General features: G+C 58.0%; 26 protein-coding genes and 1 riboswitch. Of the genes, 9 read left to right on the top strand and 17 right to left on the bottom strand.

Annotated features, from left to right (window positions below; genetic code table 11):
• Positions 1-25: 25 nt before the first annotated feature.
• Positions 26-1,264: a sensor histidine kinase gene (locus E8K88_RS05955; RefSeq protein ID WP_136405745.1), complete on the top strand. Its 1,239-nt coding sequence runs from the start codon at positions 26-28 to the stop codon at positions 1,262-1,264.
• Between the two features lie 26 nt (positions 1,265-1,290).
• Here E8K88_RS05955 and gluQRS read toward each other — a convergent pair whose 3' ends face one another.
• Positions 1,291-2,313, bottom strand: coding sequence for a tRNA glutamyl-Q(34) synthetase GluQRS (gene gluQRS / locus E8K88_RS05950; protein ID WP_136405856.1), 1,023 nt, complete (start codon positions 2,311-2,313; stop codon positions 1,291-1,293).
• A 453-nt stretch (positions 2,314-2,766) separates the two neighbouring features.
• Between gluQRS and E8K88_RS05945 the strand changes: the two genes are divergently transcribed.
• Positions 2,767-3,525: a tyrosine-protein phosphatase gene (locus E8K88_RS05945; RefSeq protein ID WP_136405744.1), complete on the top strand. Its 759-nt coding sequence runs from the start codon at positions 2,767-2,769 to the stop codon at positions 3,523-3,525.
• Positions 3,526-3,637: 112 nt separating this feature from the next.
• Here the strand turns inward: E8K88_RS05945 and E8K88_RS05940 are convergent, their stop codons facing one another.
• Positions 3,638-4,681: a sensor histidine kinase gene (locus E8K88_RS05940; protein WP_168797257.1), complete on the bottom strand. Its 1,044-nt coding sequence runs from the start codon at positions 4,679-4,681 to the stop codon at positions 3,638-3,640.
• Entirely contained in the window at positions 4,617-4,991 is a 375-nt protein-coding gene (locus E8K88_RS17995) for a hypothetical protein (RefSeq protein WP_168797256.1), read from the bottom strand. The genes E8K88_RS05940 and E8K88_RS17995 overlap by 65 nt, the downstream gene beginning before the upstream one ends.
• Positions 4,992-5,376: 385 nt before the next feature.
• Here E8K88_RS17995 and E8K88_RS05935 point away from each other — a divergent pair, with 385 nt between their 5' ends.
• Positions 5,377-6,009, top strand: a complete 633-nt coding sequence (locus E8K88_RS05935) for a response regulator (protein ID WP_136405742.1) — start codon at positions 5,377-5,379, stop codon at positions 6,007-6,009.
• A gap of 61 nt (positions 6,010-6,070) precedes the next feature.
• On the opposite strand, the gene E8K88_RS05930 is transcribed toward E8K88_RS05935, so the two are convergent.
• Positions 6,071-6,640: an HdeD family acid-resistance protein gene (locus tag E8K88_RS05930; protein WP_136405741.1), complete on the bottom strand. Its 570-nt coding sequence runs from the start codon at positions 6,638-6,640 to the stop codon at positions 6,071-6,073.
• A 512-nt stretch (positions 6,641-7,152) separates the two neighbouring features.
• Here E8K88_RS05930 and E8K88_RS05925 point away from each other — a divergent pair.
• From E8K88_RS05925 to E8K88_RS05915, 3 genes are all read left to right on the top strand, one after another.
• Complete coding sequence (locus tag E8K88_RS05925; RefSeq protein ID WP_136405740.1) at positions 7,153-8,043, top strand: DMT family transporter; 891 nt, start codon at positions 7,153-7,155, stop codon at positions 8,041-8,043.
• A 158-nt stretch (positions 8,044-8,201) separates the two neighbouring features.
• Positions 8,202-8,366 carry a DUF1328 domain-containing protein gene (locus tag E8K88_RS05920; RefSeq protein ID WP_136405739.1) on the top strand — a complete coding sequence of 55 codons (165 nt, stop codon included), beginning with the start codon at positions 8,202-8,204 and terminating at the stop codon, positions 8,364-8,366.
• 128 nt (positions 8,367-8,494) lie between these two features.
• The gene (locus E8K88_RS05915) at positions 8,495-8,815 is read left to right on the top strand and encodes a BON domain-containing protein (RefSeq protein WP_136405738.1); all 321 of its coding nucleotides are present in this window, start codon (positions 8,495-8,497) and stop codon (positions 8,813-8,815) included.
• 178 nt (positions 8,816-8,993) lie between these two features.
• On the opposite strand, the gene E8K88_RS05910 is transcribed toward E8K88_RS05915, so the two are convergent.
• The 3 genes from E8K88_RS05910 to E8K88_RS05900 all read right to left on the bottom strand — a co-directional run bounded on the left by E8K88_RS05910 (position 8,994) and on the right by E8K88_RS05900 (position 13,213).
• Positions 8,994-10,856 carry an FUSC family protein gene (locus tag E8K88_RS05910; RefSeq protein ID WP_136405737.1) on the bottom strand — a complete coding sequence of 621 codons (1,863 nt, stop codon included), beginning with the start codon at positions 10,854-10,856 and terminating at the stop codon, positions 8,994-8,996.
• A 233-nt stretch (positions 10,857-11,089) separates the two neighbouring features.
• Entirely contained in the window at positions 11,090-11,782 is a 693-nt protein-coding gene (locus E8K88_RS05905) for a MarC family NAAT transporter (protein ID WP_276606656.1), read from the bottom strand.
• 225 nt (positions 11,783-12,007) lie between these two features.
• Positions 12,008-13,213, bottom strand: coding sequence for an MFS transporter (locus E8K88_RS05900; RefSeq protein WP_136405736.1), 1,206 nt, complete (start codon positions 13,211-13,213; stop codon positions 12,008-12,010).
• A gap of 110 nt (positions 13,214-13,323) precedes the next feature.
• Between E8K88_RS05900 and E8K88_RS05895 the strand changes: the two genes are divergently transcribed.
• A complete protein-coding gene (locus tag E8K88_RS05895) occupies positions 13,324-13,827 on the top strand; it encodes a MarR family winged helix-turn-helix transcriptional regulator (protein WP_136405735.1) in 504 nt (167 codons plus the stop codon).
• 122 nt (positions 13,828-13,949) lie between these two features.
• On the opposite strand, the gene E8K88_RS05890 is transcribed toward E8K88_RS05895, so the two are convergent.
• The 3 genes from E8K88_RS05890 to E8K88_RS05880 all read right to left on the bottom strand — a co-directional run bounded on the left by E8K88_RS05890 (position 13,950) and on the right by E8K88_RS05880 (position 18,433).
• On the bottom strand, positions 13,950-15,338 hold the full coding sequence (locus E8K88_RS05890) for an L-serine ammonia-lyase (RefSeq protein WP_136405734.1): 1,389 nt from the start codon (positions 15,336-15,338) through the stop codon (positions 13,950-13,952).
• Between the two features lie 250 nt (positions 15,339-15,588).
• A complete protein-coding gene (locus tag E8K88_RS05885; RefSeq protein WP_136405733.1) occupies positions 15,589-16,848 on the bottom strand; it encodes a D-amino acid dehydrogenase in 1,260 nt (419 codons plus the stop codon).
• A gap of 168 nt (positions 16,849-17,016) precedes the next feature.
• Positions 17,017-17,116: riboswitch (glycine riboswitch) on the bottom strand.
• A 375-nt stretch (positions 17,117-17,491) separates the two neighbouring features.
• Entirely contained in the window at positions 17,492-18,433 is a 942-nt protein-coding gene (locus E8K88_RS05880) for a prephenate dehydrogenase (protein WP_168797255.1), read from the bottom strand.
• 102 nt (positions 18,434-18,535) lie between these two features.
• On the opposite strand from E8K88_RS05880, the gene E8K88_RS05875 reads away from it, so the two are divergent.
• Both E8K88_RS05875 and E8K88_RS05870 read left to right on the top strand, forming a co-directional pair.
• Positions 18,536-19,456, top strand: a complete 921-nt coding sequence (locus tag E8K88_RS05875) for a LysR family transcriptional regulator (protein WP_168797254.1) — start codon at positions 18,536-18,538, stop codon at positions 19,454-19,456.
• 187 nt (positions 19,457-19,643) lie between these two features.
• The gene (locus E8K88_RS05870) at positions 19,644-20,300 is read left to right on the top strand and encodes an alpha/beta hydrolase (RefSeq protein ID WP_136405730.1); all 657 of its coding nucleotides are present in this window, start codon (positions 19,644-19,646) and stop codon (positions 20,298-20,300) included.
• 83 nt (positions 20,301-20,383) lie between these two features.
• Here E8K88_RS05870 and E8K88_RS05865 read toward each other — a convergent pair whose 3' ends face one another.
• The 7 genes from E8K88_RS05865 to E8K88_RS05835 form a co-directional block, all read right to left on the bottom strand.
• The gene (locus tag E8K88_RS05865; RefSeq protein WP_136405729.1) at positions 20,384-21,367 is read right to left on the bottom strand and encodes a threonine ammonia-lyase; all 984 of its coding nucleotides are present in this window, start codon (positions 21,365-21,367) and stop codon (positions 20,384-20,386) included.
• 448 nt (positions 21,368-21,815) lie between these two features.
• Entirely contained in the window at positions 21,816-22,091 is a 276-nt protein-coding gene (locus tag E8K88_RS05860; RefSeq protein WP_240754354.1) for a Dabb family protein, read from the bottom strand.
• Positions 22,092-22,160: 69 nt separating this feature from the next.
• Entirely contained in the window at positions 22,161-22,937 is a 777-nt protein-coding gene (locus E8K88_RS05855) for an SDR family NAD(P)-dependent oxidoreductase (RefSeq protein ID WP_136405727.1), read from the bottom strand.
• A 15-nt stretch (positions 22,938-22,952) separates the two neighbouring features.
• Positions 22,953-23,729, bottom strand: coding sequence for an SDR family oxidoreductase (locus tag E8K88_RS05850; RefSeq protein ID WP_136405726.1), 777 nt, complete (start codon positions 23,727-23,729; stop codon positions 22,953-22,955).
• Positions 23,730-23,750: 21 nt separating this feature from the next.
• Positions 23,751-24,506 carry an SDR family NAD(P)-dependent oxidoreductase gene (locus tag E8K88_RS05845; RefSeq protein WP_240754352.1) on the bottom strand — a complete coding sequence of 252 codons (756 nt, stop codon included), beginning with the start codon at positions 24,504-24,506 and terminating at the stop codon, positions 23,751-23,753.
• Between the two features lie 163 nt (positions 24,507-24,669).
• Positions 24,670-25,710, bottom strand: coding sequence for a TRAP transporter substrate-binding protein (locus tag E8K88_RS05840; RefSeq protein ID WP_136405725.1), 1,041 nt, complete (start codon positions 25,708-25,710; stop codon positions 24,670-24,672).
• Between the two features lie 47 nt (positions 25,711-25,757).
• The gene (locus E8K88_RS05835) at positions 25,758-26,159 is read right to left on the bottom strand and encodes a cupin domain-containing protein (RefSeq protein WP_136405724.1); all 402 of its coding nucleotides are present in this window, start codon (positions 26,157-26,159) and stop codon (positions 25,758-25,760) included.
• Between the last annotated feature and the right edge of the window lie 76 nt (positions 26,160-26,235).

Here is a 26,235-nt window from a genome sequence, read left to right as displayed (position 1 = left end):
ATCAGCGCCCACCACCCAAGCTGCCATGACGCTTAAAACCCGCATTACCATATCGTTTGTATTGCTGATGGCGGCCGTGATGCTATTGGTTGCCAGTGTTGCGCATCTGGCCTACGTAGCGATGGAGCAGTACATCTTTGGCGAAAGCATGCGCAATGAAGCGCAGTGGCTAGCGCTAGCACTGCAGCAAGGCTATGCGCTGGAGGTCCCGCCTGGGCGTCAGCTCTATGACGCCTTGAGCGTGCCGCAGGCACTGCGCAACTATCCGCTGGGTGTGCACGAGCTCGATCAGCCAGAGCCATGGCATCTGCTGGTTTTCGAGTCCAACGACCAACGCTACTACCTGCTTCAGGACAGCACATACTTTGAGCATTTAGAGCCGATGGTTGATGCTTTTATGCTGCTGATCGTGGTGCTGTGCATTGTCAGCGCCTTCTGGATTGGTCGCCTGACCTCAGCGCGCGTGATTGCGCCGATTAAGCAGCTAGCTGACGCCGTAGAGCACCAAGCCCAGCCATTGCCATTCGAGCAGGCCAGCGACGAGATGGGCCAGCTGGCACGCGCATTTGCCGCACATAAGCATACGCTGGAGCAATTCTTGCAACGCGAACAAGCCTTTGCCAGCGATGCCAGTCATGAACTGCGCACGCCGCTGGCCATTATTGGCGGAGCGGCGGAGACCATCGCACACCAGCTGCCCACAGACAGCCGTTTGTTGGGCAGTGCCGAGCGCATTGTGCGCACCACTGAAGAAATGCAGCGACAACTCAGTTGCTTGCTGCTGCTATCGCGCGCACCGGAGACGATCGCGCATACCAAGGTCAGCTTGCGCCCATTGGTCGAGGAATGCGTCACGCGCGCGCGCCCATGGCTGGGCCAAAAACCTGTCGCGCTACACCTCGATGCCCCTGAGGAAGTCACGCTTCACACCAATGCAGAATTGGCACGCAGTGTGATTTGGAATCTGCTTCGCAATGCCTGCCAATACACGCAGCAAGGCCAGGTGCGCATCAGCCTGAGCGCCTCGCGCCTGGCGATTGCCGACACAGGCCCGGGTTTACCGCCTGAGCTGAACCCCCATGGTGCCGAGCGCTTTGCACCAAGCGTGTCGCAAGGTGGTGAAGGCTTGGGCTTGTCGATCGTGCTGCGTATTGCCGAGCATCTGGGCTGGCAAATGCAGGTCGACAGCTCCGAGCATGGCTGCTGCTTCACGCTGCTGATGGGCCACAGCAGCCCAGCACTGGCAAACACCGATGCCAAATAAGAAGCTCTGTTCAACCACGCCCCAAGTCAGCGCAGTGGTGCGCCTGGTGGCTTCAAAGGATACCGTGCAGCCCACGCAGCCACCCAAGGCGCCAGCAATTGTGCTGGTGCCTGCGCCTCACTCTGCCCTTGCGTAGGCAGGCCCAGCACGTGGGCTGCCGCCAATAAACTGCGCTGCGGCACGGACTCGTCAATGCTGGGGGCGTGGTTGCCTTTGGAGAGTTTTTCGCCGCGCGCATCGCGTGCCAGCGGCACATGCAAATACTGTGGCGCTGGCACGCCTAACGCTTGCTGCAACAGCAATTGTCGCGCAGTGTTATCACACAAATCTTCACCGCGCACAATGTGCGTGACGCCTTGCAGTGCATCGTCAACTATGCACGCGAGCTGGTAGCTCCAAGCCCCATCGGCACGCAACAATACAAAGTCGCCCACCTCCTGGCAGACGTTCTGAGACTGCAACCCCAAGCGGCGATCGTGCCACTGCACCGCTTGTGTCTGCAGCTTGGCCAGTGCGCCTGGCTCCCCCTCAGTCACAAGTGTGCAGTCTGGCTCAGGCAGCGCAAATCGCCAGGCCCGCACCGGCTCTACCGCAACAGCATGGCGGCAGGTGCCAGGATAGATCAGGGTTTGAAAGCGGGCCTTAGTCACGCCCTTGGCCAGCCAGGCCGCTTCAATGTCCTTGCGAGTGCAGCGACAGGCATAGGCCAATTGGCTGCGCTGCAAATGCTGCAGCGCACTGGCATACACCGCATCGCGCTGTGATTGCCACACAATCGGCCCATCGGCATGCAGCCCGAGCAATTGCAGCTGCCGCACAATCGTGTGTGCTGCAGCTGGGGAGCAGCGCTGGCTGTCCACATCCTCGATTCGCACCAGCCAAGTGCTAGGCAGTCCCTGTGCGGCCGCCGCACGCGCATCCAACCAGCTGGCCAGCGCTGCAACCACCGAGCCCACATGCAAAGGCCCTGTGGGTGAAGGAGCAAAACGACCAACGTACTGCCCACTGGCAACCGCACGCTCAGAAAGCAGTTCGCAAAAAGAAAACATCATCAATGGCCCCACGGCGGGATTCAATGCCTGCCGATCATCTCCACGCCGTGGCGTAGTGCACAAAAAAAATACGCAACGCTAGGCAGCAGTAACTAGCGCGTACGACGACACGCGCACAAGGGGCAACGTCCATATGCGCTTTTTTGCTCCTTGCCCTTCGGGTTGGCGCCCAAAAGGCAAACTGCCTTGTTAAAAATCCTCGCCGGGCAAATAGCCCGACTGCGGTTTTTGCCGCGCATCGTATCCTTTTGGGCTTCAACGCAGTCTGCGACAAGATCGTTAACAGTCTCTTAGTCTGGCACGAAACCACAGGTGTTACACAGAGTGCGACAAGCCAGCACAGAGCGTCTCAAAACGGGTGTTGACCACGCCCTGCTCAGCTCGCTGCATAAAAGCCTTCATGTCACTCAATTATCACAAGTTATTCATATTCCCAGCCACAATAGCGTCATGACCAAGCACGATACACACCGTCACATCCCCTTTGAGGGGGTGAGCAACTTTCGCGATTTAGGCGGCTATCGCACGCACGACAATCGCGCACTGAAATGGCGCAAGCTATACCGCTCCGACCGGCTCTCGGATTTCACCGAAGCAGATCTGCAGCGCTTTTCTCAACTGCAGGTCACACGCAGCATTGACTTTCGCGGCACAGCAGAGGCTGATGCCAGCAATTACCACATTGCAGATCTGCAGCGTATCTCCATCCCCATCGAACCCAAGGTGGTGCAAAGCCTCTCCAGTCTGATGGCAACGGGCAATGACCTCAACGCAGCCACCGCCCATGAATTGATGGAGCAAACTTACGTTGGCTTTGTCCATTTCAATGCTGCGCAATACCGCCATTTTTTTGATGAAGTCCTGGCCAATGAATCAGCACTGGTGTTTCACTGCACCGCAGGCAAAGACCGCACAGGCTTTGCCGCTGCCATGCTGCTGGAGCTGTTGGGGGTGGATCGCAACACCATCATGCAAGACTACCTGCTCACCAATGACTTCTACAAGCCGGTTGCCAAGGCCAGCGGCCACCCACTGCCAGCCGAAGTGTTGAGCGTATTGTGGCGCGTCACACCCAGCTTCATGCAGGCGGCCTACGATGAGATCGATACCGACTTCGGTGGTGTCGCACAGTTTTTGGAAGACCACATCGGCTTGGATGCTCACGCCCGTCAGACCCTCAAAGAACGTTTGCTTGAGCCGGCGGCATAAGCATCAAGCGGGCCCTGGCTGTTGCCAGTTTGAGCGCCTCTTCCAATCTTGCTGAACAGGCTCCAAGAGCCTGTTTATCGATCTAGGCGGGGTGGCATCACGCCCCCGCTGGCTACTCGCCGATCTCGACGCTGATGCGAGTGCCCTGGGCGCCTGAGCTCAGGCTCCAGGTTGCCCCCAGGGCTTGAGCGCGATGCTGCATGCCTTTGATGCCGTAGGTGGTAGCAGGCATGCGGTCGACGTCAAAACCTTTGCCATTGTCCTCAATGACCAAACTGACTGTGCGTGTGCTCATATTGCGCGTGAGCTGGACATGCACCTCAGTGGCCTCGGCATATTTGCTGATATTGTTGAGTGCTTCCTGGGCGATGCGGTAGAGCATCAATTGGGTTTTCTCAGGCAGCACGATGCCATCATCGAGTTGTGAATGCACAGCCATGCCGCTGGCGGTGGCGAACTGCTGCACCAATAAAAGCAAAGCTTCCTTCAGACCTAAACTGGCCAATGTCGTCGGGAACAAACGGTCAATAATGCGGCGTTTTATCGCAAACAATTGCAGCAAGATTTGTTGCAAGTGCGTGAGTTTATCCTCCACCTCCTTGCGCTTTGAATCATCAAACGTGCGCATCGTAGCGGTCAAGCTGGCGACATCCAGCTTAGCCACAGTAATCAACGCTCCGAGCTCGTCATGCAGCTCTTGTGCCAATGCAGCCCGTTCTTGGTCGCGCACATCCTGCAAATGGCTGGCCAGCGCAAACAGCGAAGCGGTACGCTGCTGCACAATCAACTCCAGCCGTTCCTGACGCGCCAGCTGCAATGCGCGATCGGCTTTGACCTTGCGCAAATACAAAAAAAACACCAGCAAAGCAGCCAAACTCACCAAGGCCACCCCCAACTGTGAAAGACGCAGAAAAAACGCTATTTTTTTATGGGTTTTTTCAATCTGAGCAGTTTGAGCAGCCTGGTAACGCTGCTCAACGTTCTGAACAGTGGCAATGCCCTGGCCTGCGCGGTAATGGCTCATGGCCAGTTGCAACACCTCCTGCTGCCCCGAGCTGTACAAGTCCATCAGCGTATGCATTTCCTCCAGGCTATCGCTGACTTCTGTGCGTAGCAACGCAAACTCCGGCAAACTGGGCTTGGTAGTTTGTACCAACTCTTGGAGCTGCTTCTGGGCTTGCGCGCGCGCGCAAATACTGCTCTTTAGCAGCCACATCGGCACTTGCTATATAGCCTTTGAGCTGGGCTTCGGCCTGCAACAGGCTTTGCACCAGATGGTTGGTCAGCAAGTTTTCACGCTGGTATTGAATACCGCGCTCAAGCGCGCTGTTGGCGCCGCGAAACGCCACTTCATTAACACCCAAAATACCTAACAGAATGCACGAGGCGATCGCCATCAGCAGCGAAGGGCTGCGTATCAGTGCACCACTGCGTCGCAAAAATTTGTAAGAGGAAGAGGAAGACACAACAACCGCGATAAAAAAACCATGGATCCCAATGGTGCGCACACGACTGGACGGCGAAAGTGCTGGTAGATGAACCAAGCACCTTGTGTTTGACCAGCAAAGGCGAACTGCGCAGTCAGCGCATCCGACTCTAGCTTAGAACGCATGAGAAATCCCTGCGTAATTGTTACCTGGACCAAATAAAATTTATCTGCTGCAGCGCCCCAACATACCAGCCAGCGCCGCCTGAAGCAGCCCTTTATGATGCGGACACCTGAGTGAGGAATGCCTACATCAGTGTGCCATGCTTGTTGGTTGGCAGCGCGTCACCATGCTTACATGCCACACAATGGTGGCTCATGCATCCAAGGGTCCGCCCAGCCAGCCCCTTCAGAGGAACCCAAAAATGATTAAAGTAGGAATCGTCGACGACCATGCGATTGTGCGCACTGGTCTGAAGGAATTTTTCTCGCACCATGTGGACTTGCAAGTTGTCGCTGAAGGCGCCAACGGCAAAGAAGCGATAGACATCGTGCGCCAACACGCACTTGACGTGCTGATCATGGATGTATCGATGCCTGAGCTCAGCGGCCTCGATGCCTTGCCTTTAGTCAAAGCCAAAGCCCCCGATCTAGGCGTTCTGATCTTCAGCACCCACCCTCAAGAACACTATGCGGTCAATCTGATTCGGCAAGGAGCCAGTGGCTATATCAACAAAGACAGCGATCCGGAGGAAATCGTCAAAGCCGTGCGCATGATCGCAATGGGCAAGCGCTATATCAGCCTGGAAGTGGCCGACTTGCTGGCACAGCAGCTGAGCAAAGACACCAGCGCCGCGCCACACGAGCAACTGTCAGAGCGCGAGTTCCAGGTTTTCATCCGGCTAGCGCAAGGCCAAAGCCCCAGCGACATTGCCGACGAATTGGCGCTGAGCATCAAAACCGTCAGCACCTACCGTACCCGCTTGCTGGAGAAACTGGCCCTATCCACCAATAGCGACCTGACCTACTATGCGCTGAAAAATGGTTTGATCAATTGAGTGTGCGTAGCACCGCGCGGCTCGCGCAGTGCTTTGCTGCAACCAGGTTTTAAAAGGATTCTTAGGCTTTCACTGCGCGACGCACCTTGAATGCCAAGCCCACCAGCAGCACACCAAAGAACAGCGCATACAAACCAATCAGCCACAAAATTGATACCAAGCTAACAATTGGCTGCACAATCACCAGCACACCAAACACCACCGAGAGCAGGCCAGCCAGAATCAGCATCCACTCGCCCTGCACTTCTTTGCGCAAACGAATCGCTGCGGCAATTTGCAGCACACCGGTAATCAGCGCCCAAAACGCGATGTAGTACATCGCAAAAGTAAGCACCGCACCAGGTGCAACCAAGGCTAAAATACCAGCCAACACACTGACAATGCCCCATAGCAACAACACCCACCATTGGGCATTGCTGCTCTTGTTGCTAAGGGCTGTCCAAATGCCAATCACACCATCGGCAATCGCGTAAATGGAAAAAATCAGCAGCAAAGCCACCAAGGATGCTTCGGGCTGGATCAGCGTCAGCACACCAAACACCACTGCGGCAATACCGCGCAGCAATACCAGCCACCATGCACTGGCCAAAATATCGGAAAAACGGTCACTCAATGGTTGATTTATAGTCATATAGTGCTTTCTAGCTTTGAAAAAAAGAATTGCGATGCCGCTGAGAGGCTCTGGCACGAGGCCGTAAAGATCAGACTCGAACAAAACCTTGCCAGTGCGCCAAACGTTCTCCAGCCCCGAGCTCACGATTCACGCGCAGCTTCCTTTGAAACAACTTGTCCGCTGTAGCCCATGCAAAGCCCCCCTTAGAACACGATGAGCAGGCTCTCAGAGAGCCCACATTGTTTCAATTGGAAACCAACCTGCCCATTTTGGCTTGGCACTGATGGCATTGCAAGCCCTAAACAGGCTTGCAACGCGCCAGTGGCCCTACAACTGTCGCCATGTGATGGGCCGCACTTTAGCGACGGGCTTTGATTGTCTAAACGCCCTTCTGGGCCAGCCTGTCAAGCCCTGCTCCATGCCCTACGCTTGATGGGTGTTCGCGCCACGGCCTGCGCTGCAACACACCGCTTGCGCGACAATTCGTCACATATTTGGCCATGCGCCAAATCCCCTCGTTGTTACCGTATATGTCCTTGAACGACTACCTCCCCCATACCCGCATCAAGGCGGGCATTGCTTATATGCTGTGCGGCGCCATGTCGCTTGCGCTCAGTGACAGCCTGGCCAAATGGCTGGGCGCGTTCTACTCACCGATGCAGCTGCTGTTTCTGCGCACCGCGCTGGCCTTGCCAGTGCTGGTTCTGCTGGTTGTGGCTACGCTAGGGCCAACTGCCCTCAAAACCCGCAACCTTCCAGTCCACCTGATGCGCGGCGCGATCAATGTGGTGGCTGCAGTGTGCTTTTATATGGGCTTGACGCGCCTGCCGCTGGCCTACGCCACCGCCATTGCGTTTTGCGCGCCTTTGTTTATTACCGCCATCTCGGTGGTATTGCTCAAAGAACGCGTCTCCTTTGGAGGCTGGGCTGCCGTCTTACTGGGCTTTGTGGGTGTCTTATTCGTTGTGCAGCCCATTGGCGAGACGATCCAATGGGCGGCCTTGCTACCAGTGGGAACGGCTTTTTTCTACGCCTTGATGATGGTCAGCGCACGCTGGATACGCCAGGGCGAGCACATGCTCACCACGATGCTCTACATCGTCTTGTGCCAACTGGTCTTTACCGTTGTGCCACTTGCCTGGTCCTGGCAGCCGCTGCAATGGCAGCATGTGTGGCACTTGGCTGGGCTGGCCCTCTTTAGCACCATGGGCCTGGGTTTGATCACCCAGGCATTTAGGATTGCCCCAGCGTCCACCGTAGCACCGTTTGACTACAGCACCCTGATCTGGGCAACCTTATTGGGCTTGTGGGTCTGGCATGAACAGCCCAATCTGGGTTTTTATCTGGGCACCAGCTTGATCGTACTGGCTGGGCTCTACACCGCCTGGTCAGGCAAAGCCAGGCCTGCGCCTGGGCTGTAGGAGCCGTCCTACGCGTTAAAGCGCCTTGCGCTGACAGACGACCGGCCCTGGGCCTTTTACTATTGAGCCACGGTTTAGCGATGCAGCGAAACAGCATCACTGAAACGATTTCAAAGTGAGAGGTGCTCTTTGGAGCATGCAACACCTAGGAGGACCCTATGCTGAGGTACGCCGTCATCTTTTTCATCATTGCGCTAGTGGCAGCCTTGTTTGGTTTTGGTGGCATCGCTGCAGGTGCCACTGAAATTGCCAAGATTCTGTTCTTCGTATTCATCGTGATCGCCGTGATCACTTTTGTGCTCAACCTCATCCAGAGGAAATAGCCAATGGTTTAGCAGGCCCAACCTGCCAAACACACAGTTCACTCGAGGGACTCAATGCAAACTGCCCCTTGAGAGTCGATTCACTATTTACCACCATTATTCCAATACCAACACCAAGGAGCTAGACCATGACCAATCGCTTTCTTTCTGCTATCGCACTGGCCTCTGTTTTGGGCGTGACGGCTTTGGCCAGCACTGGCTGCGCCGTAGCCCGTGACCAGCAAACAGTGGGCTCCTACATTGACGATGCGACCCTGACTACCCAAGTCAAGGCAAAATTGGCCCAAAGCCCAGACACCTCGGCCATGGCGATCAGCGTAGAGACACTCAATGGCGAAGTGCAGCTGTCAGGCTTTGCTAAAAATGCCCAAGAAAAAGCCCGCGCAGGTGAGATTGCCAGAAGCGTTGATAACGTCAAAGGCGTTAAAAACAACCTGACCATTCGCTAATCCATTCGAATTCGCCGATACGACCAGGGTCGTAACGCCAGCAAAAGCTGGCGTTTTCAATGCTTATACAAACCGATTTCGCCCGATTTCACTGTGTGCATTCGGGCTTTTTTATTGCCCTACGGTGACGCAATGGCCATGGCAACTACACCCCTCTTGAGTCCAACGCGGCCCAGCTTCAGCCCAATACCTTGGCTTGCTCGGTCCATTGGGCCATCTGGTCTTCAGCCACAGCTTGTCCGCTGGTCTGGCATTGCACCGCATAGCTGTCTATTGCATCCACCAAGGCTTCGGCCTCGTCCATACACGGCAATTTCTCAAAGGCTTGCTGGCTGATTGCAGGCGGCTCACCCAAAAAATTTTGCAGCCATTTGCGCAAACTGAAAATCTCTGCATAGGCTTGGTGCCGCTCGGTCTGCGTGGCAGCTAATAGACCGCCGCCGCTTGTGCTGCTGGCCTGGGCGCCGGGCTGCCAAGCCTGCAATGCCGCCAGATAGGCCAGCACGGCTTTGCGCAAGCTCTGCCTGTGCTGTGCATAGCTGGTGGTGACAGGTTTAGGCCAAATGAAATAGCCAAACACCAGCACGATCAGCGCGCCCAAGACCGTGTCAATCAAACGCTGCTGGCCGTAATCGACTGTCGGCCCGGCAATGATCAAATCCAGCAAAATCAAAATCAAAGGCGTTAAAAACGTGCACTGCCATGCATAGTTTTTCAGCGATGACCATGGCAGTATCACACTCAGGCAGCCAACGACCGCGACCAGCCACATGCCTTTGGGCACCCAATAAAAAATCGCCACGGCAATCAATACCCCAAGCAAAGTGCCTAAGCTGCGCTGCACTGCACGCACGAACACTGAGCCAAAATCAGGCTTCAAAATCACCGCGACGGTCAGCGGAATCCAGTAAGAGCGATTGCCCGGCAAATTGAATTCGGCCAGCATCGCCACCAGCATGCACAAAGCCAGGCTCAGGATATTGACGAAGTTGCTGCGCTGGGCCTGCAGCTTGACGCGCAAGCCGCCGGCACACAAGCCATGCCAGTCATCAGCCAAGCGGCGCGCGACCGATTTGGCCCGGGTGCGCTCAAAATCCAGCGGCTGGCTGAACAATACCGCGATGGACTGGACCACAGCGGCGATCTCGGCTTGCTGCGGCAGCGCCATAGCCTGCAGCCTGGCGGCCGAATTGGCGGCATGCGGGTGCATCACCGCATGGGCTGTTGCCTTCAAAAAATCGGCTAACGGCAGTAAGTTGGCTGCATCACCGCGGTGCTTGGCAATCAAGACCGTCAAAGCATCCAGCCAAGTCAGGCACTGCTGGCCCATGGGCCTTTCACGCCTGGCCTTGGGCAAACCTTCTTGGCGCACATCGATGTCGCTTAGCACATCGTAGGCGTTGGCTTGGTTGAGCAACGTATTGTGCAAAGCGGCTTTGACAGCAGAATCATTGCTGTCTGACAGCGCCGCAGTTCGAGCGAACTCGGCCAGAGAATCAAATACCAGGGCGACCAGTTTTTTCTCTGGCTGCTTGGGAATGAGCAAAGCCTCAATGGCCAACAGCGTCGCAGCATAAACAGCACCCGTAGCAAACAGCACGGGCAGCCACAGCGACACCGACCCTGGCGGCAAATGCGAAGCAATCACCGTCAGCACCAGCATTTGCAGCGCTCCTGCCGAAAATGTCTTGCCCCAAAAACTGATCCAGCCCGACACCAAGGCGGCCAGTACCACACCAGCAATCGTTGCCAAGTGGTTGCCAGCAATCAATGCGCCCCAAAAAAAACCCAGCATGCCAAACGGCACAGCAGCAAAAATGCGCGGAAATCGTTCGGAATACGGGTCCGTTTGTACCGTGATGGCAGACAGCAAGCCCCCCAGACAGACAAACAGTGCCTGAGTCAAATGCCCGGTGTAAAAGCCCACGGCAAGCGGAACAGTGGTGAGCAAGGCCAGCCGCAACGAATGCCGCCAGGGCCAGTACAGCGCAGGATGGGCATTGACCAAGGTACGTAACCAACTGGGAGGTGAAGCAGCCATATGTATCGGTCTATCCGCGTCTGATTGAACTGGCCAGACCTTACAAAAAATAACGCCGCTGCGCAATCTTTATCAGCCGTGCGCCGCCAAGGCGGCGTTTGAGCCTATGCAGGGCACTGGCCGTCAGCGCCAGCGCCACCCCAACGCGTGCAATGGCGTAAAAATGGGCGACAGCCTTGGTCTATCGGTTTTGGCCGACAACCAGCCTGGTGCGACTTATTCAGACTGTGGCCTCACGGCCCCCCAAAGCCCTTGACCAAGGTCGTGACGGCATTGATCACAAACTGCACCCCCATGCAGACCAGCAGCAAGCCCATGATGCGCGCCAAAGCCTCCAAACCACCATCGCCAAGCAGCTTGAGCAATTTGTCGGCAAAGTTCAAACAAGCCCAAAAAATCCCAGAGACGATCAGAAACAACACAACCGGCGCCACATACAACAACCACAGCGCGTACTCGGTACCGCCTGGCGAGTGCAAGCTGGCCGAGCCACTGATGATCATCGCAATCGTGCCTGGCCCTGCGGTGCCTGGCATCGCCAACGGCACAAAGGCAATATTGGGCACCATGCGCTTGTCATTGGCTTTAAGACTGACCTCGGGCATGTCTTTGACGACCTCGTGGCTGGTCGAGGTCGGAAACAGCATCGTAAAGCCGATGTAGCCCACAATCAGCCCGCCAGCAATACCAAGGCCTGGCACCGAAATGCCGAACAGACTCATGATCGCGTGGCCAGCAAAATAGGTCACACACATGATGCAAAACACATAAATTGTCGCCTGCCGCACCTGCTTGGCACGCTCTTGCTTAGTCAGGCCCGCGCCCAAGGTCAGCAGCATCGTCATCGATGTGATCGGGTTGGCCAGCGGAATCAGCAAGGCAAAGCCAACACTGATCAACTTAAACAGGTCCTGAATTTGTTCCATCGCAACTAAAGCCCTTCTCTTTCAACATCAGCCAGCTATTGGGTCTGGCAAGCGCGCACTATCGCACAAGCACTGGCTGCTGCGATAAAAAAGAACCCATTGCCTGCAGCCGCCAACACCGCCTAGGGTGGCTCTGCAAGAGCCTCATGGCTGGAACGAGGCGGTATCAAGATCAGCTGCCAATCGTCTTTTGCAGGCCACCACAGGGCGTGTCGCAAAGCTTCTCTAGCGCGTCGACACATTGATTGTCTTGTACGACGCAGGCGAGAATTGCCAGCACAGCGCCAACAGCACGAACGCCCCAACCAGCATGATGGCCCAGGCCTGGCTCAGGTCGGCAAAATGGTCGCGCAGCACACCCGCCAGTAACGGCATGCCGCTGGCAATGATGTAGCCCCCGCCTTGTACAAAGGCCACCAGCAGGCCCGCTTGTGTCGGCTCCTGGATATGGTCCAGCGTGACGATCAGCGACAGCGGAAACAGCGCACCAATACCCAGCCCGAGCAAGCCGCTGGCTGGCAAAGCCATCGACAAGGGGGCGACTATTAAAAGCGCCAATCCAGCAATCACGCAGAGCAAGGCCAGCAGCAATGGAGCGCGTCGGTCTGGAAAGCGCCCAATCCAGGCCGATACCACCAGTCCAGCCAGGACCTCGGCCAGCGTCACGCCACCGAGCAGGATGCCCGCCTCAGATGCTGGCCACCCCAAGCCGGTGTAGTAAGGCGGCAGCCATGCGAGCACCAGCGTATACGCGCCAGTGCCAATGCCAAAAAAGACCAGCAAAGCCCAGGCGCGGCGATTGCGCCAAAAAGCAGTCGATGGCTGCTTGGCAGCCTGGCCATGCAGTGCAGCAGCAGAAGCTGGCACAGCGCCGCTGCGTGACGCCCACAACCACATGGGCCACGCCAGCGCCGCAGGCAGTGCCCAGACCGCCAAAGCCCAGGCCCAGCCCCACTGCTGGGCCAGCCACGCAGAGCTTGCCGCAGCCACCGCAGCGCCGCCCATGATTGCGGTGGTGTAGAGCGCAAACACGCGCCCGGCCTGAGCCGCAAAACGCCGTTTAATAAAAGACGGAATCAAGGTCTGCACCACAGCAATGCCGACCCCAGCGACCAAGGCGCTCAGCAGCAACAGGCTGGCCACACCTGCCAAGGCGCGCGCAGCACAGGCAACAGCAATCAGAGCCAGGCCCAAACCAATGCCGCGCCGCTCGCCAAGTGCAGCGCTGAGCGTGCCGCCTGCCAGCGCACACACGCCCATCATCAACACCGGCAGCGTCGTCAGCAAACTGGCGCTGGTTGACGACAAGCCAGTGGCCGACTCAAGCATGTCCAGCAAAGGGCCAATAGCCGCCAACGCTGGTCGCAAGTTCAACGCTACCGCGACTACGGCAACAACGACGAACAAAGGAGTGTGTTTATCTGCAGCCATATCTCAATATAAAGTATCTTGATATCAAATTATATGAAATCATTTCTATAACAATTGATCGCGCCGATTTATCATGCACGTTATACCCAGTCATTTCTCACTAGCACACTATGAAAGACCGAGCACAACGCGCACAAGACGAATGGATTCGGGAGCGCCCCGATCTGGACGCCAGCGTCATGACGCTGGTGGGACGTTTATTGGAAGCCTGCCACTTGATGGACCGCCACTGGTTTGGTCCACTGGCTGCGCAGTTCGAGCTGCACCAGGGCGAGTTCGATGTGATTGCAACGCTGCGGCGTGCAGGCGCGCCCTATGCACTGACGCCAACAGAGCTGCATGAAGGCTTGATGCTGTCCTCGGGTGCAATGACCAGCCGCTTGGACAGGCTAGAGAAAAAAGGATTGATTGAGCGCATCCCTGCGCCCAGTGACAGGCGCAGCATTCTGGTGCGCCTGAGTGAGCCCGGTTTGGCGCTGATCGAGCATATTTTGCCGCTGCATGTGGCCAATGAGCAGCAGGCCCTGGCTGGCTTGGATGCGGCGGAGCAAGCCAACCTCAGCGCCTTGCTGGCCAAGCTGGTTGGCGGTTTGCACCAATACCCTGCACGCTGAACGGCACCAAGCGGCACCAAGCGGCACTCGGCAATGCAGGTCAGCGCGGCCTGCCAAGGCTGCTCGGCAACCAGTGGCAAGGCATCAGACGCAAGGTGCAGACCACACGGTTGGCAGACTTCTTAGCATTCAACAATATTGACGGCCAACCCACCGCGTGCAGTTTCCTTGTATTTGGTGAGCATGTCCGCCCCCGTTTCGCGCATGGTCTTGATCACCTGGTCCAGGCTGACGGTGTGTACCCCATCGCCGTAGAACGCCATCCGGGCCGCATTGATGGCTTTGACTGCGGCCACGGCATTGCGCTCAATACAGGGGATTTGCACCAGTCCGCCAACTGGATCGCAAGTCAGGCCCAGATGGTGCTCCATGCCAATTTCAGCCGCATTCTCAACCTGCTCGGGCGTGCCGCCCATGACCGCGCACAAAGCGGCTGCAGCCATCGAACACGCCACCCCCACCTCCCCCTGGCAGCCCACCTCGGCACCGGAAATTGAAGCGTTCTCCTTGTACAACAGACCGACTGCGGCCGCAGTCAGCAAAAAGTCCTCAATGCCCTTGGTATGGGCGCCTGTGACAAAGCGCACGTAATAATGCAGCACCGCAGGCACAATGCCAGCAGCCCCGTTGGTCGGCGCCGTCACGACCCGCCCACCGGCGGCATTTTCTTCATTGACGGCCATCGCATACAGATTGACCCAGTCCATCACCGCCAACGGGTCCTGCAAAGCCGCCGTAGGGCTGCCCAGACGCTGTGCCAAATCGTGGGCGCGTCGGCGCACTTTGAATGGGCCGGGCAATTGCCCTTGTGATCGAATGCCACGCTGCACGCAGGCTTGCATCACCTCCCATATGCGCAGCAAGCCCGCTTGCGTTTGGGCCGCTGTACGCCAGTGCAGCTCATTGTTGCGCATCACATCGGCCATCGAACACTGGTGCCGCTTCGTCAGCGCCAGCAGCTCTTGGCCACTATGAAACGGCATAGGCAGCACGTCCGGGCCGGGCGCGACCACTTTCTGCTGCGCAGGATTGGCCGCCACACTGCCACTGACAACAAAACCACCGCCAACCGAATAGTAGGTTCGTTCAAGGATCAGACCGCCTGCGCCATCAAAGGCCCTGAACTGCATGCCGTTGGGATGAAAAGGCAGCGATTTCAGAACGTGCAAGACCAAGTCTTTTTTCTCGTTGAGCGCAATGCGGTGCCTACCTGCCAGATCGATGTGCTGCTGCGCACGGATGCGGCTGAGCATGTCTGGGACCGCATCCACATCGACCGTGTCGGGCTCGTGGCCCGACAGGCCTAACAGCACAGCCGTATCCGTGCCATGCCCTTTGCCAGTGGCCCCCAAGGAGCCAAACATCTCTGACTGCACGCGCTGCACCTCTTGCAAACGCGCAGCCTCTTGCAGCGCGCGCGTGAACATGCGTGCAGCCCGCATCGGCCCCACCGTGTGCGAGCTGCTCGGCCCAATGCCAATCTTGAAGATGTCAAAAACACTGAGTGCCATGTGCTTACCTACTTCAACCCATTGCCCATGGGACTCGATAGTAGGCGCTAGCAAGAGGCATGACAATGCATCTTTTGGCCCCCTATATATAAGCAATTTTTAATCATCAATGCCCAGCTTGCCTGTTGCCAAACGGTGCTTAATCGAAGAGCGCCAAGCCAATCCGGGCACCTCACAGCACCGTCTTAAAAAGAGTTTAATTTTCAGTGTGCAGCGCAGATCACACCGACTGCACACAGGGCCACTTGGATCAGGCCATTTGCGCACTGGCACGGTGGCTGATGGCACCGTATTGGCTCTCAGCAATCAGCGTTGCGATCATGTCCGCAGTGGCGGCCGACAAGGTCCAGCCGAGATGGCCATGGCCGGTGTTGTAGAACACAAAAGGCGAACGCCCTGCACCCACGCGCGGCATCATGTTGGGCAGCATCGGACGCAAACCGGCCCAGGGCACAACGCTTTCAGTGCTGACGCCGGGGAAGCACTGCTCAACCCATTGCACCAAAGGCTTGATGCGGTCAGCGCGGATATTCCTGTCCATGCCATTGAACTCGGCCGTACCAGCCACCCGAAAGCGGCTCTCGCCCAAACGGCTGGTGACAATTTTGGTTTGGTCATCGAGCAAGCTGACCTGGGGCGCAGCATTGCGGCTGGCTTCATCGACGAGGTTGACCGTGATCGAATAGCCTTTAACTGGGTAGATATTGACTCGGTCGCCCAGCTGGGCAGCCAGACTGCGGCTGGCCGTGCCTGCACAAACCACCAAACGGCCATAGTGGGTTTGACTCTCCTGGCCATTGCTGCGGGTGGTGATACGCACGCCATCTTGCACTGCTTTGACGCTGGCCACCTCTTGGTTGTAGAGCACTTTGACCCCTAGGCGCACAGCAGCTGCGGCCAAGCCGGTGGTGTATCGGTGGATATCGCCAGTGAAATCGCTCTCGGTCAAAAAACCGCCGTAGTAGTTGCCCGCCAGAGTCGGCTCGATGTGCTTCATCTCCAGCGGCGTCACTGGCCTGCGCTCTAAGCCGCCCTTGGCCAGCATGGTGCTGACAAAGGCCGCATGCTCGAATGACTGCTTGTCGCGGTAAATGTGCAAGATGCCACGGTCTTTGCGGTCGAAATCAATCCCTTCTTGATCAGCCCAAGCCAGCAAATGCTTGCGCGCTGCAATGGCCAGACGGGCCGTGGCTTCGGTGTTGCTTTCGTAGTGCCGGATATTGGCAATGAACTCGGCAAACCACGACAGCTTGTGCCAAGTGGGTTTGGGGTTGACCAGCAATGGTGCATCTTTTTTGAGCATCCATTTGATCCCCTTCCAAATGGTTGAGGTATGGTTCCAGACTTCGGCATTCGAGGCCGACAACTGGCCACCGTTGGCATACGAGGTCTCCATGGCCGCATAGCGATGCCGCTCGATGACCGTGACGTCATAGCCGCGTTGGGCCAACGCGTACGCAGTGGTAATGCCGGTGATGCCACCGCCAATGATTGCAATTGAGTGATTCAAGAGGGCTCTCCGCAACGTCGAGGGATTGAATGGCCAGCCGTCACACCCATGACGGCTAACACCCCCTCTGTGCTGTACCTGAGAGATTTCACAAGCAGCGCGCGCTGCCAGTTTGCTCCTACGGTGTTCCGGTCCGACGATTTCGACCGGTGCCTCTCCAGAGTTGCTTTTGCAAAATCGGTCCTTTTGCCTGAGAGATTCCGGGGCGGTTGCTCCTTCGGCGTCATCACACGGCGCTGCCGTGCATGCACTCTCCCGATTTTGCGCACGCCTGTATGGCGCAGCAGCGCAAGTGTAGCAGCACAGCCCCCAAAAAACACACCATACCAGCCACTGACGCCACAATTATCTGCATTCAATGAGGCGCTACAGCAGCTTGGGCCCTGCACCAGCAGGAGCATTCTGGGACATCGACAGCCGTGCAATGGGCAATACGAAGCTGCGAATGCGGCCTCCATGCGCGCTGCTCCTTGGCTGTCCTGGCTTGCGCCATCGACCGGCTGTGAAGCTCACTCTTTCAAGCACGCAATTCACACACGCAGGCATGGCTGCAATTCAAGCAGCACATGCCCTTCAAGCGTTGGCACCGACGCTCCAGCTGGCCCCTTAGAACGTATTTACGTTAGAACCTGCTCAGAATCTCTTAGTTGGGTTTGGCTTGCATGCGCTGATGGACGCAGCTCTCATAGGCTGATCGCATGGTTTTTGCCGCTGCAAAATGCGCGGTGAGTGCGCTGCGGTCACCCTGCACCAGTGCCTTGGAGAGCTGGTCGATCTGGCTCTTAAAGCCTTCCAGGTCGCGCACCAAAGCCTGCTGGTTGGCCACACAAATATCGGCCCACAAAGCGGGATTGGCGCCTGCAATACGCGTGAAGTCATGAAAGCCGGGGCCGGCCATCGCCGTGTAGTCATGGCCTGTGGAGGCGCTGGCCAAGCCGCCCAGGTATGCAAACGCAATCAGGTGCGGCAGGTGGCTGACTGCACTGAAAACTTCGTCGTGCGCTTGGGGCGTCATCGTGACAACGCGCGCGCCCAAAGCTTGCCAAAAGTGCTCAATCACCAGGACATGCTGGGCAGCGGTGCCAGCACTGGGCGTGACAATCACCTGACGCTGCCAAAAAAGATCGGCTTTGGCGTGGCTTGCGCCCGACTGCTCAGAGCCTGCAATCGGATGGGCTGGCACGACGCGCGCGCGCTGCTCGGGCGGCAGCTGGTCCAGCACCTCCATGATGGCGCCCTTCACGCTGGCCACATCGGAGACCAGTGCAGACGGCTTGGCAGCTGCAAGCACTTGCTGCAGCACGGCGGCAAACGCCATCGTAGGCACGGTGATCAGCACCAGATCAGCGCCTGCAACCGCAGCCTGCAGTGAATCGGCCACTGAACCAGCGCCCAGTTGCTCGGCCGCGACCTGCCTGGCCGCTTCTTGCGGGTCCCACACGCGAATCTGCCGTGCCAATCCAGTTGCCTGCAACGCCAAACCAATGGAGCCGCCAATCAGCCCGTAGCCAATCACGGCTACGCACTGCTTGGGGTTGTGAGCGCCAAGCGGCTCGGCGGCGGTTGTAGAAAAAACTGTGGTCATAGGGCATTGCATGGGTTGCAGGCGTATTTTTAAGCCAATCACCCATGACGTCTATTGCCGATAAAATCCACATACATGCCTCTTTGTTATGGGACTAGCGCCATGAATCTGCGCCAAATTGAGATCTTTCGCGCTGTGATGCTCAGCGGCGGCGTGTCAGATGCCGCCCGCACCCTGAACGTCACGCAGCCGGGCATTAGCCGCGCCGTCAAGCACCTGGAGCAGCAATTGGGCGTGCGCTTATTCCAACGCCTCAAGGGCCGACTGCTGCCAACGGAAGAAGCGCGCCAGTTGTTCGAGCGCATCCAACTGGTCTACCAGGGCGTGCAAACGGTGCAGGCTTTTGCCCAATCGCTGAGCGACGGCGCGCACTCCACCGTCAGAGTCGTCTGCGGCCCCAGCATGAGTCTGGAGGTCGTGCCACGTGTGATTGCCAAGCAGCTTGAGCACACCCCACTGGCGCGCTTTGAGTTGGAAATCCTGCCCTCGGTCGCATTGGTCGATGCACTGGTCATGGGCCACGCCGATGTCGGCGTGGGTGCGGCCGTGATCGAGCACCCGCTGCTGCGCATCCAACGCATCGGGCACATGCGCATGGTCTGCATCGCGCCGCGTCGCTACGGCCTGGCCGCCAAGTCAAGCGTGCGTATGCACGACATCAGCGCACTGCCCTTTATCGCCTTCGATGCCCACACCACACAAGGCCATCTGGTGGCCCAAGCGCTTGCCAAAGCCACACCACCAGTCAGCCCTGTGGCCACAGTGCGCTTTGCACGCACCGCCTGCTCGCTGGCCGAAGCTGGTGTTGGCGTAGCGCTGGTCGACGAGCTGACCGCTGCCAACGTGGCCAGCAACACGGTCGACATCGTGCCCATGGAGCCTCAATTGCGCATTCCGGTGTTTGTCGCCTCGCCGCTCAACCGGCCCGTCAGCACGCTATCAGAGCGCTTTTTGGCCGATACAGAACAGGTCTTCAAGGCCAGCATTGCCGCTTACACGGCCCGGTCACAGCAAGCCCAATAAAGCGTTTGCGACATCGGACTTATGCCGCCCCCTCACACCCCATGCCGGCGCTGGGCAAACACAAGCAGGCCATGCTGCGTGCGCAGGCTGACAGCTCCCGTCCAGCGCGTGGTCGATCCTGGCATCCCAATGCGTGCGGAGTCTGCGGTATAAACGCCGCTTCTCATTCACATACCCCAACGCGACCATGCTCCAGCTTGACGAAACATCCACCCAGTTACTCACATTGCCAGACGGGCACATGGAAGTCTTCGTCGATGTGCCCAGCACATCAGCGCGTCTTGGCCTGGCCATCATTGCCCACCCGCAGCCCTTGCTGGGCGGCAGCGCCAAACACAAACTGCCGCAATTTTTAGCGCATAGCTTGCGTGATGCTGGCTGGACGAGCATACGACCGAACTTTCGCGGCGTGGGTAACAGCACCGGCAGCCACGACCAGGGCCATGGCGAAGCCCTGGATTTGCGCGTGCTCCACGCAGCAGCCAAGGCCTTGGCAGACCAACAGCCAGTGGCCTTGATTGGCGTGTCGTTTGGGGCCTATGTGCAAGCGCAATTGGCCGCTTACCTGCAAGCCCAGGGCACACCTGCCGACAAGGTGATTTTGGCTGCCATGCCGTCTGGCACCGTCAGCGTGGGCCGACATTACGACACGCCTGACGCGATCACCGCGCCACTGGTCGTGCATGGTGAGCGCGACGACAGCGTACCGCTTGCCAATATTCTCGACTGGGCCCGCCCCCGCGCGCACCCAGTGGTTGTACTGCCAGGCTCAGACCATTTGTTCGCAGGCAAACTCCCCCTGCTCAGAAGCCTCGTTCTGCAGCATCTGCAAGCGGCCAATTAACTGCCTCGCAATGCAGACCTATTCATGCTGCTGGGCCAAGACACCCTGCGTGCGGCCAGCGCGGGTGCTCAGTCCGTTTGCCATCACGGGTGGGGCATCATGTCTAACGCCTGCATAAAAATAGCGGCATCCACGTTGCCGCCCGATGCCACCGTGACCACCTGCTTGCCACGCACATCGATTTTTCCTGCAAGAATGGCCGCCAGCGATGCAGCACCAGCGGGCTCAATCACCAGTTTGAGGGCATTAAAGGCCCAGGCCATCGCGTGCAGGCTCTGGGCATCACTCACACTGACGGCCTGAACACCATGCCGGCGCAGCACCTCCAAGGGCATGGCACCGGCTACAGGCCCGGCAATGCCATCCATGATGCTGACAGGCACCGAGGGATTGCCCAAAGCTACCCCAGCCACCAACGAACGCGCCATTTTTTCAAAGCCCTCAATCTCCACAATCACCACCTGCACCGCAGGGAAAGCCTGCTTGAGCGCTTCGGTCACGCCAGACGCCAGTCCTCCACCGCTGCAATTGAGCACCAGCACTTCAGGCACGACGGCCTGCTCTTGCAGCTGCGCGACAATTTCCAGGCCACAAGTGCCCTGCCCCGCCATGATGTCGTGGTCATCAAACGGTGGTACCAAGCACATGCCGCGCTCTTGCACATAACGGTGGGCAATCACTTGCCTGTCTTCGGTGTGCGGATTGTAGGTATGCACTTGCGCGCCCCACCAGCGGCAGTTGTCCATTTTGATGCGCGGGGCCGTCTCGGGCATCACAATCACCGCAGGGTAGCCTGCCGCACGTGCCGCCGCAGCGACCCCCTGGCCGTGGTTGCCGGCAGAAAACGCCACCAGTCCAGCCGAAGCACGCTCGCCCAACTGCAAGACCTTGTTGAGTGCACCACGAAACTTGAAAGATCCGGTGGTCTGCAAAGACTCGGCCTTGACCCATAAATGGCAGCCAGCCTTGGCACTGAGCATCGGCGACTGCAGCAAAGGCGTGCGCACAATCTGGTCTTGCAAGCGCTGTGCGGCTTGCACAATGCAATCGTTGGTGAATAGGGGCATGTCAGGCAGTTCCCAGCAAAAAAATCTATTATGACCGTGCGGGCCTAGCACCACCTAGCGCAGGCCCTTGTGCAAGACCCCGACTGTACATGCCCATTGAGCCGAGCGCTTGGCCACGCGTTGTAGCGCATGCGCATAAGGCTGCTTGCTAGCGTGGCGGCCACTCCTTGCTGTTGCATGCGTGAGTTCATTGGCGCTGCCGCGCACAGGCTGCGGCGCAGCTCCATAGCCGCTCTGGCCCCCAGCTATCGGCCATGCGTCCAGCGATGGTGCCCAGCACAGTCAGGCCCACGAGGAAAGCCCGTCCAGTGCAACGCCATCGACAAACGATCAAATACCCAGGGTGGCTGGAGCGCTGCTACTTTGGCCTAACACCGGACGCATCCGAAACCGCCCAACTCTTTGCGCAGAGGCTGGATCAAGTCCAGCACAGCCAATCCGAGCAAGCCTACAAAGCGCCGCCGTCATACACGGCAATGCGCTGGATAAAAGGCCCCATATAGGCCTTCATCTCCACGTGTGCCGGGCTGATCTGGTAGCGGTCGTGCTCGGCGCTGCTCTCAAACACCGACACCACCGCGTGGCTGTAACCACTGGAGCGGTCTGCTTCATTGGCACCAAAGTGGTAGAGCTGAACGCCAGTGCATTCCTGCAAAATCCGCTTGGCAAAGGCTTGCACTTGCGCGAAAAACTCAGGGCCTGCTGCGGCAGTGAACTCCATCATGACGATGTGCATATACATGGCGTGGTACTTTTTCTAAAGAGTGGGTCGGACTTGCAAAACGGTTCAGGCTTACATGCGCGCCAGCATGCCGCCATCAATGGCCAGCACATGGCCATTCACAAAACTGCCGGCCTTGGAGGCGAGGTAGACCACCGCTGGGGCAATTTCATCGGCCTCGGCCCAGCGGCCCAAAGGCACGGCGGTTTCCAAAAAACTGTCAAAACCATCGCGCTCCTGCAGCCCCTGTGTAAAGGCCGTGCGGACAAAGCCCGGCGCCAGGGCATTGCTCGTAATGCCCGCTGCGCCATATTCGACCGCCAGCGCACGCGTGAATGCCGCCACTGCGCCTTTGGCCGATGCATAGGCGGCAATGCCTGGCATACAGGCCTGCCCAGCCACCGAAGACATCAAAATAATGCGGCCAAAGCCCTTTTTCACCATATGCGGCAGCACCGCATGCGCGCAGTTGAATGCGCCGTTGACATGCACGTTAAACAGCGACTGCCACTGCGCCAGCGTCATCTCGGTCACGGCTTTGCGGTTCTGGTTGCCGGCGTTGCTCACCAGGATGTCCGGCGCCCAGCCGTCTGTGGCCAGTTGCTCCATCGCGCTGCCCACGGCCTCAGCCTGCGAGACATCGAACACCGCATAACGCGCATCAATGCCTTCACTGGCCAACTGCTGCACGCTCGCTTGGCAACGTCCAGCATCGAGATCGTTGATGACAATGCGCGCGCCAGCCTGACCAAGCTGGCGGGCAATTGCCAAACCCAGACCTGAGGCACTGCCGGTGATGCAAGCAACGCGGCCTCTTAGGCCAAAAGTGTGTTCAAAATAATTGTTCATAGGAAAATGGGTAATTCAACGCAAGGATTGGATGCCAGCGCACACATTGAAGCTCTGGCCAGTAAAACTGCGCCCTGCAGAGGAGGCGAGAAATAACGCGGTCTGTGCAACATCCTCCAGCGGGACTTTGCGGTGCAAAGAGACGTTCTGCAAAATTTCGTCCAGCATGGCCTGCTCGCTGATCTGGCGCAGCTGCGCTTTGGCCGCGGTGACACTGCGTGAGCGTTCGCTATCGACAATGCCCGGCAAGATCGCATTGACGGTGATGCCATCGCTGCCCAGCTCCATCGCCAGGCTTTGGGTCAGTCCAATCACCGCCCATTTGGAGGCGGCATACGGTGTGCGCATGGGGTAGCCCATGCGGCCAGCGACCGAGCTCAGGTTAATAATGCTGGCTCGTGCTGAGGCGCGCAGTGCAGGTACGGCACGGCGCACGCACAGGTACTGGCTGCGCACATTGACGGCCATCGTCTGGTCCCACGCTTCTGGCCCAATGTCTTCAATATGGGCGGTCGGCCCGGCAATGCCGGCGTTATTGACCAGTACATCGAGCCCGCCCAACGCCGCGAGTGCGTGGGCAAACCAGGCATCGACGGCGGCAGGGTCAGAGGCGTCAGCAAGCCAAACGCCCCCACCGGGCAAGCTCGGCAGTGCAGCGGCCAACGCAGGCTCTGCAATATCGCTGATGTGTACGCGCGCGCCGGCCTGCGCAAAAGCCTGAGCAATCGCCAGGCCGATGCCAGATGCGCCGGCACTGACCATGACGCGCAATGCTTGAAGTGGCTGGTTCATGGAATTCACCTTGTCCTTGGCTTAACGCATGTAAGAGCCGCCGTTGACATCGAGGGTTGCGCCGCAAACAAAGCTGGCACCGGGCGAGCACAGGAACGCCAGCGGCCAGGCAATTTCATCAGGCAAGCCATAACGCGGCACAGGCACGTTTTTCAAGGTTGCGGGATCAGCCATCGCAACCATGGGCGTGGCAATCGCGCCGGGAGCAACGGCGTTGACCATCACCTCTGGTGCGGCACGCCTGGCCAGCCAGCGCACAAAGGTGTGCACCGCGCCTTTAGAGGCGGCGTAATGCAAAGGCGCATGGCTGAAAGTGCCACCGGTGTGCGCAGCCACTGAGCCGACCACCGCCAAACGCCCATAGCCACGCGCTTTCATGCCGGGCAGCAGCGCTCGGGCAAAATGCACCGGGCCTGCGAGGTTGACGTCCATCACCTGATGGAATTGCTCGGACCAGTCCTCGATGTCCCAGTCGGTCACCGGATAAATGCCGGCATTCAAAATGGCCGCATCGATGGCACCGGCCTCGGTGCACAGCGCCTCGACCTCGTCGCGCTTGCGCACATCGGCCATCAGCATGCGGTGCTGGCGGCCGCCACTGGCTTCGAGCTGGGCCAGAAAGTCGTCTTGGGCAGCGACGCAATCGGTCAAGACCAGCTCAGCACCCAAGCGTGCACAAAGCCGAGCGGCGGCTTGGCCAATGCCCCCGCAAGCACCGGTTATCAGAACGCGCTGTCCTGTCAAGTCATATGGCAAAAGGGAAGAATTTGCAGGCATGGTCGTTTGCAAGGCGCAGGTAGACACAGCCGACCTGCTTGCAACAGCCAGATCAGCGATGCGGGTTGTAAAAAGTGGCTCACTCACAGCCGTTTGGCTGTGAGGTTCAAATCGGCCAAAGCCTGCGCCGCGCAGGCAGCACAGGCTAGCCATGTAGCCCAAATCAAGGAGCGGACTTGCGCACCTGGTTGATGGTTTCCATGGTTTTGTTCACCAGATCGGCACCCAACTCAGGCTTGTATTTTTCAATCACAGGTGCGGTGACTTCGACCATGCGCGCGTGCTCTGCAGGCTCAATTGTGTTGAACTGCATGCCAGCCTTGACCAAGTCGTTGACGACCTCGGCTTCCATTTTGCGGCTGACTTCGCGGTGGTAGGTCTGGGCTTCCTTGCACGAGGACTGCAGCACCTCATGCTCGGCGGGGCTCATTTTGTCCCAGAGCTTTTTGCTGACCAGAATCACCGCTGGCAGGTAAACGTGGCGGGTTTCAGTCAGGTAACGCTGAATGTCCTGGTAGGAGCTGGACTTGGTGACCTGGTAGGCACTTTCCTGGCCGTCAATTGCCTTGGTCTCCAGCGCGGTATAGGTTTCTGGATAAGGCAGTGGCAGCGGGGTTGCGCCCAGCGCGGTGAAGATGTCGATGTAAACCCGGTTTTGCAAGGTACGCAGCTTCAGGCCGTTGAAGTCCTCCAGGCGCGTAATCGGGTGTTTGCTGTTGGTGACTTGGCGAAAGCCATAGTCCATATAGCACAGACCGATCAGATTCTTGTCAGCAAACTTGGCCAGCAAAGCCTGGCCGACCTCGCCATCTACCACCGCATCGGCTTCTTTTTCGTTGTTGAAAATGAATGGCAAGTCAAAGATCGCCAGCTCCTTGACATTCCCAGCCGCGCCTGCGGTGGACACGACTGCCATCTCCAGCATGCCGCCCTGAACACTGGACATCGACTGGATTTCATTGCCCAGCGTGGCGTTGGCATAACCGGTGACCTTCATTTTGCCTGCCGTCTTGTCGCTGACGATTTGCGCGAACTTGTCAATCGCCAAGCCCATCGGGTTGTCTTTGGTCACCGGATAGCTGAACTTGATTTTGCGCTCCTGGATGTCCTGCGCATGCACGCTGGTGCTGCCCAAGGCGATCAGGCCGGTGATAGCGGCCAGGGCCAGATTGCACAGCTTGCGGGAAGTGGTGGTGTTGCTCATGTTTGTCTCCAAAATGGTTGTGTTCGCACGGGGGTCGATAAGGTCAATTACTTCAATTCCTGGCCATCGAGCTCGCCGCCCAAAAATTTGTTGGGCTTGAGAAAAAAGCACAAAACCAGTGCGCCTTTGGGCGAACGGGCGACATGGCGGTGGCCTTTAGGACGCCAGGCGAAATTGCCCGCCTTGTAGACGCCGTCGTCGTCTTCAAACTCACCTTCAAGCACATAGCTTTGCTCGATTTCCACATGCTCGTGCAGCGCCAGCGTGGAACCAGGCTGCCAGCGGAACAAGGCTGTCAGCAAGCCCGTGTCGTCGTCCTTGACCAGCACCTTCATGTCAATGCCAGGGGTCGGGGTCGGCTTCCAGGGAAGTTCATCGACTGCGACGTTGCGCGAATCCAGTGGGCCATATTTGTCTGCATTGGGCAGAAAAGGGGTCATCAATGCCATGTTGTCTCCTTCAAAGTGCGTGAGTGCGTGAGTGCAGGGGGGCTGATTCAAAATGTGTGAGGGCGGGAGGCGAACT

Origin of the sequence: Lampropedia aestuarii, from assembly GCF_004803635.1 — a bacterium.
Lineage (GTDB): Bacteria > Pseudomonadota > Gammaproteobacteria > Burkholderiales > Burkholderiaceae_C > Lampropedia > Lampropedia aestuarii.
Note: the sequence above shows the minus strand (reverse complement) of the source record. Positions and strands in the feature narration are given on the sequence as shown.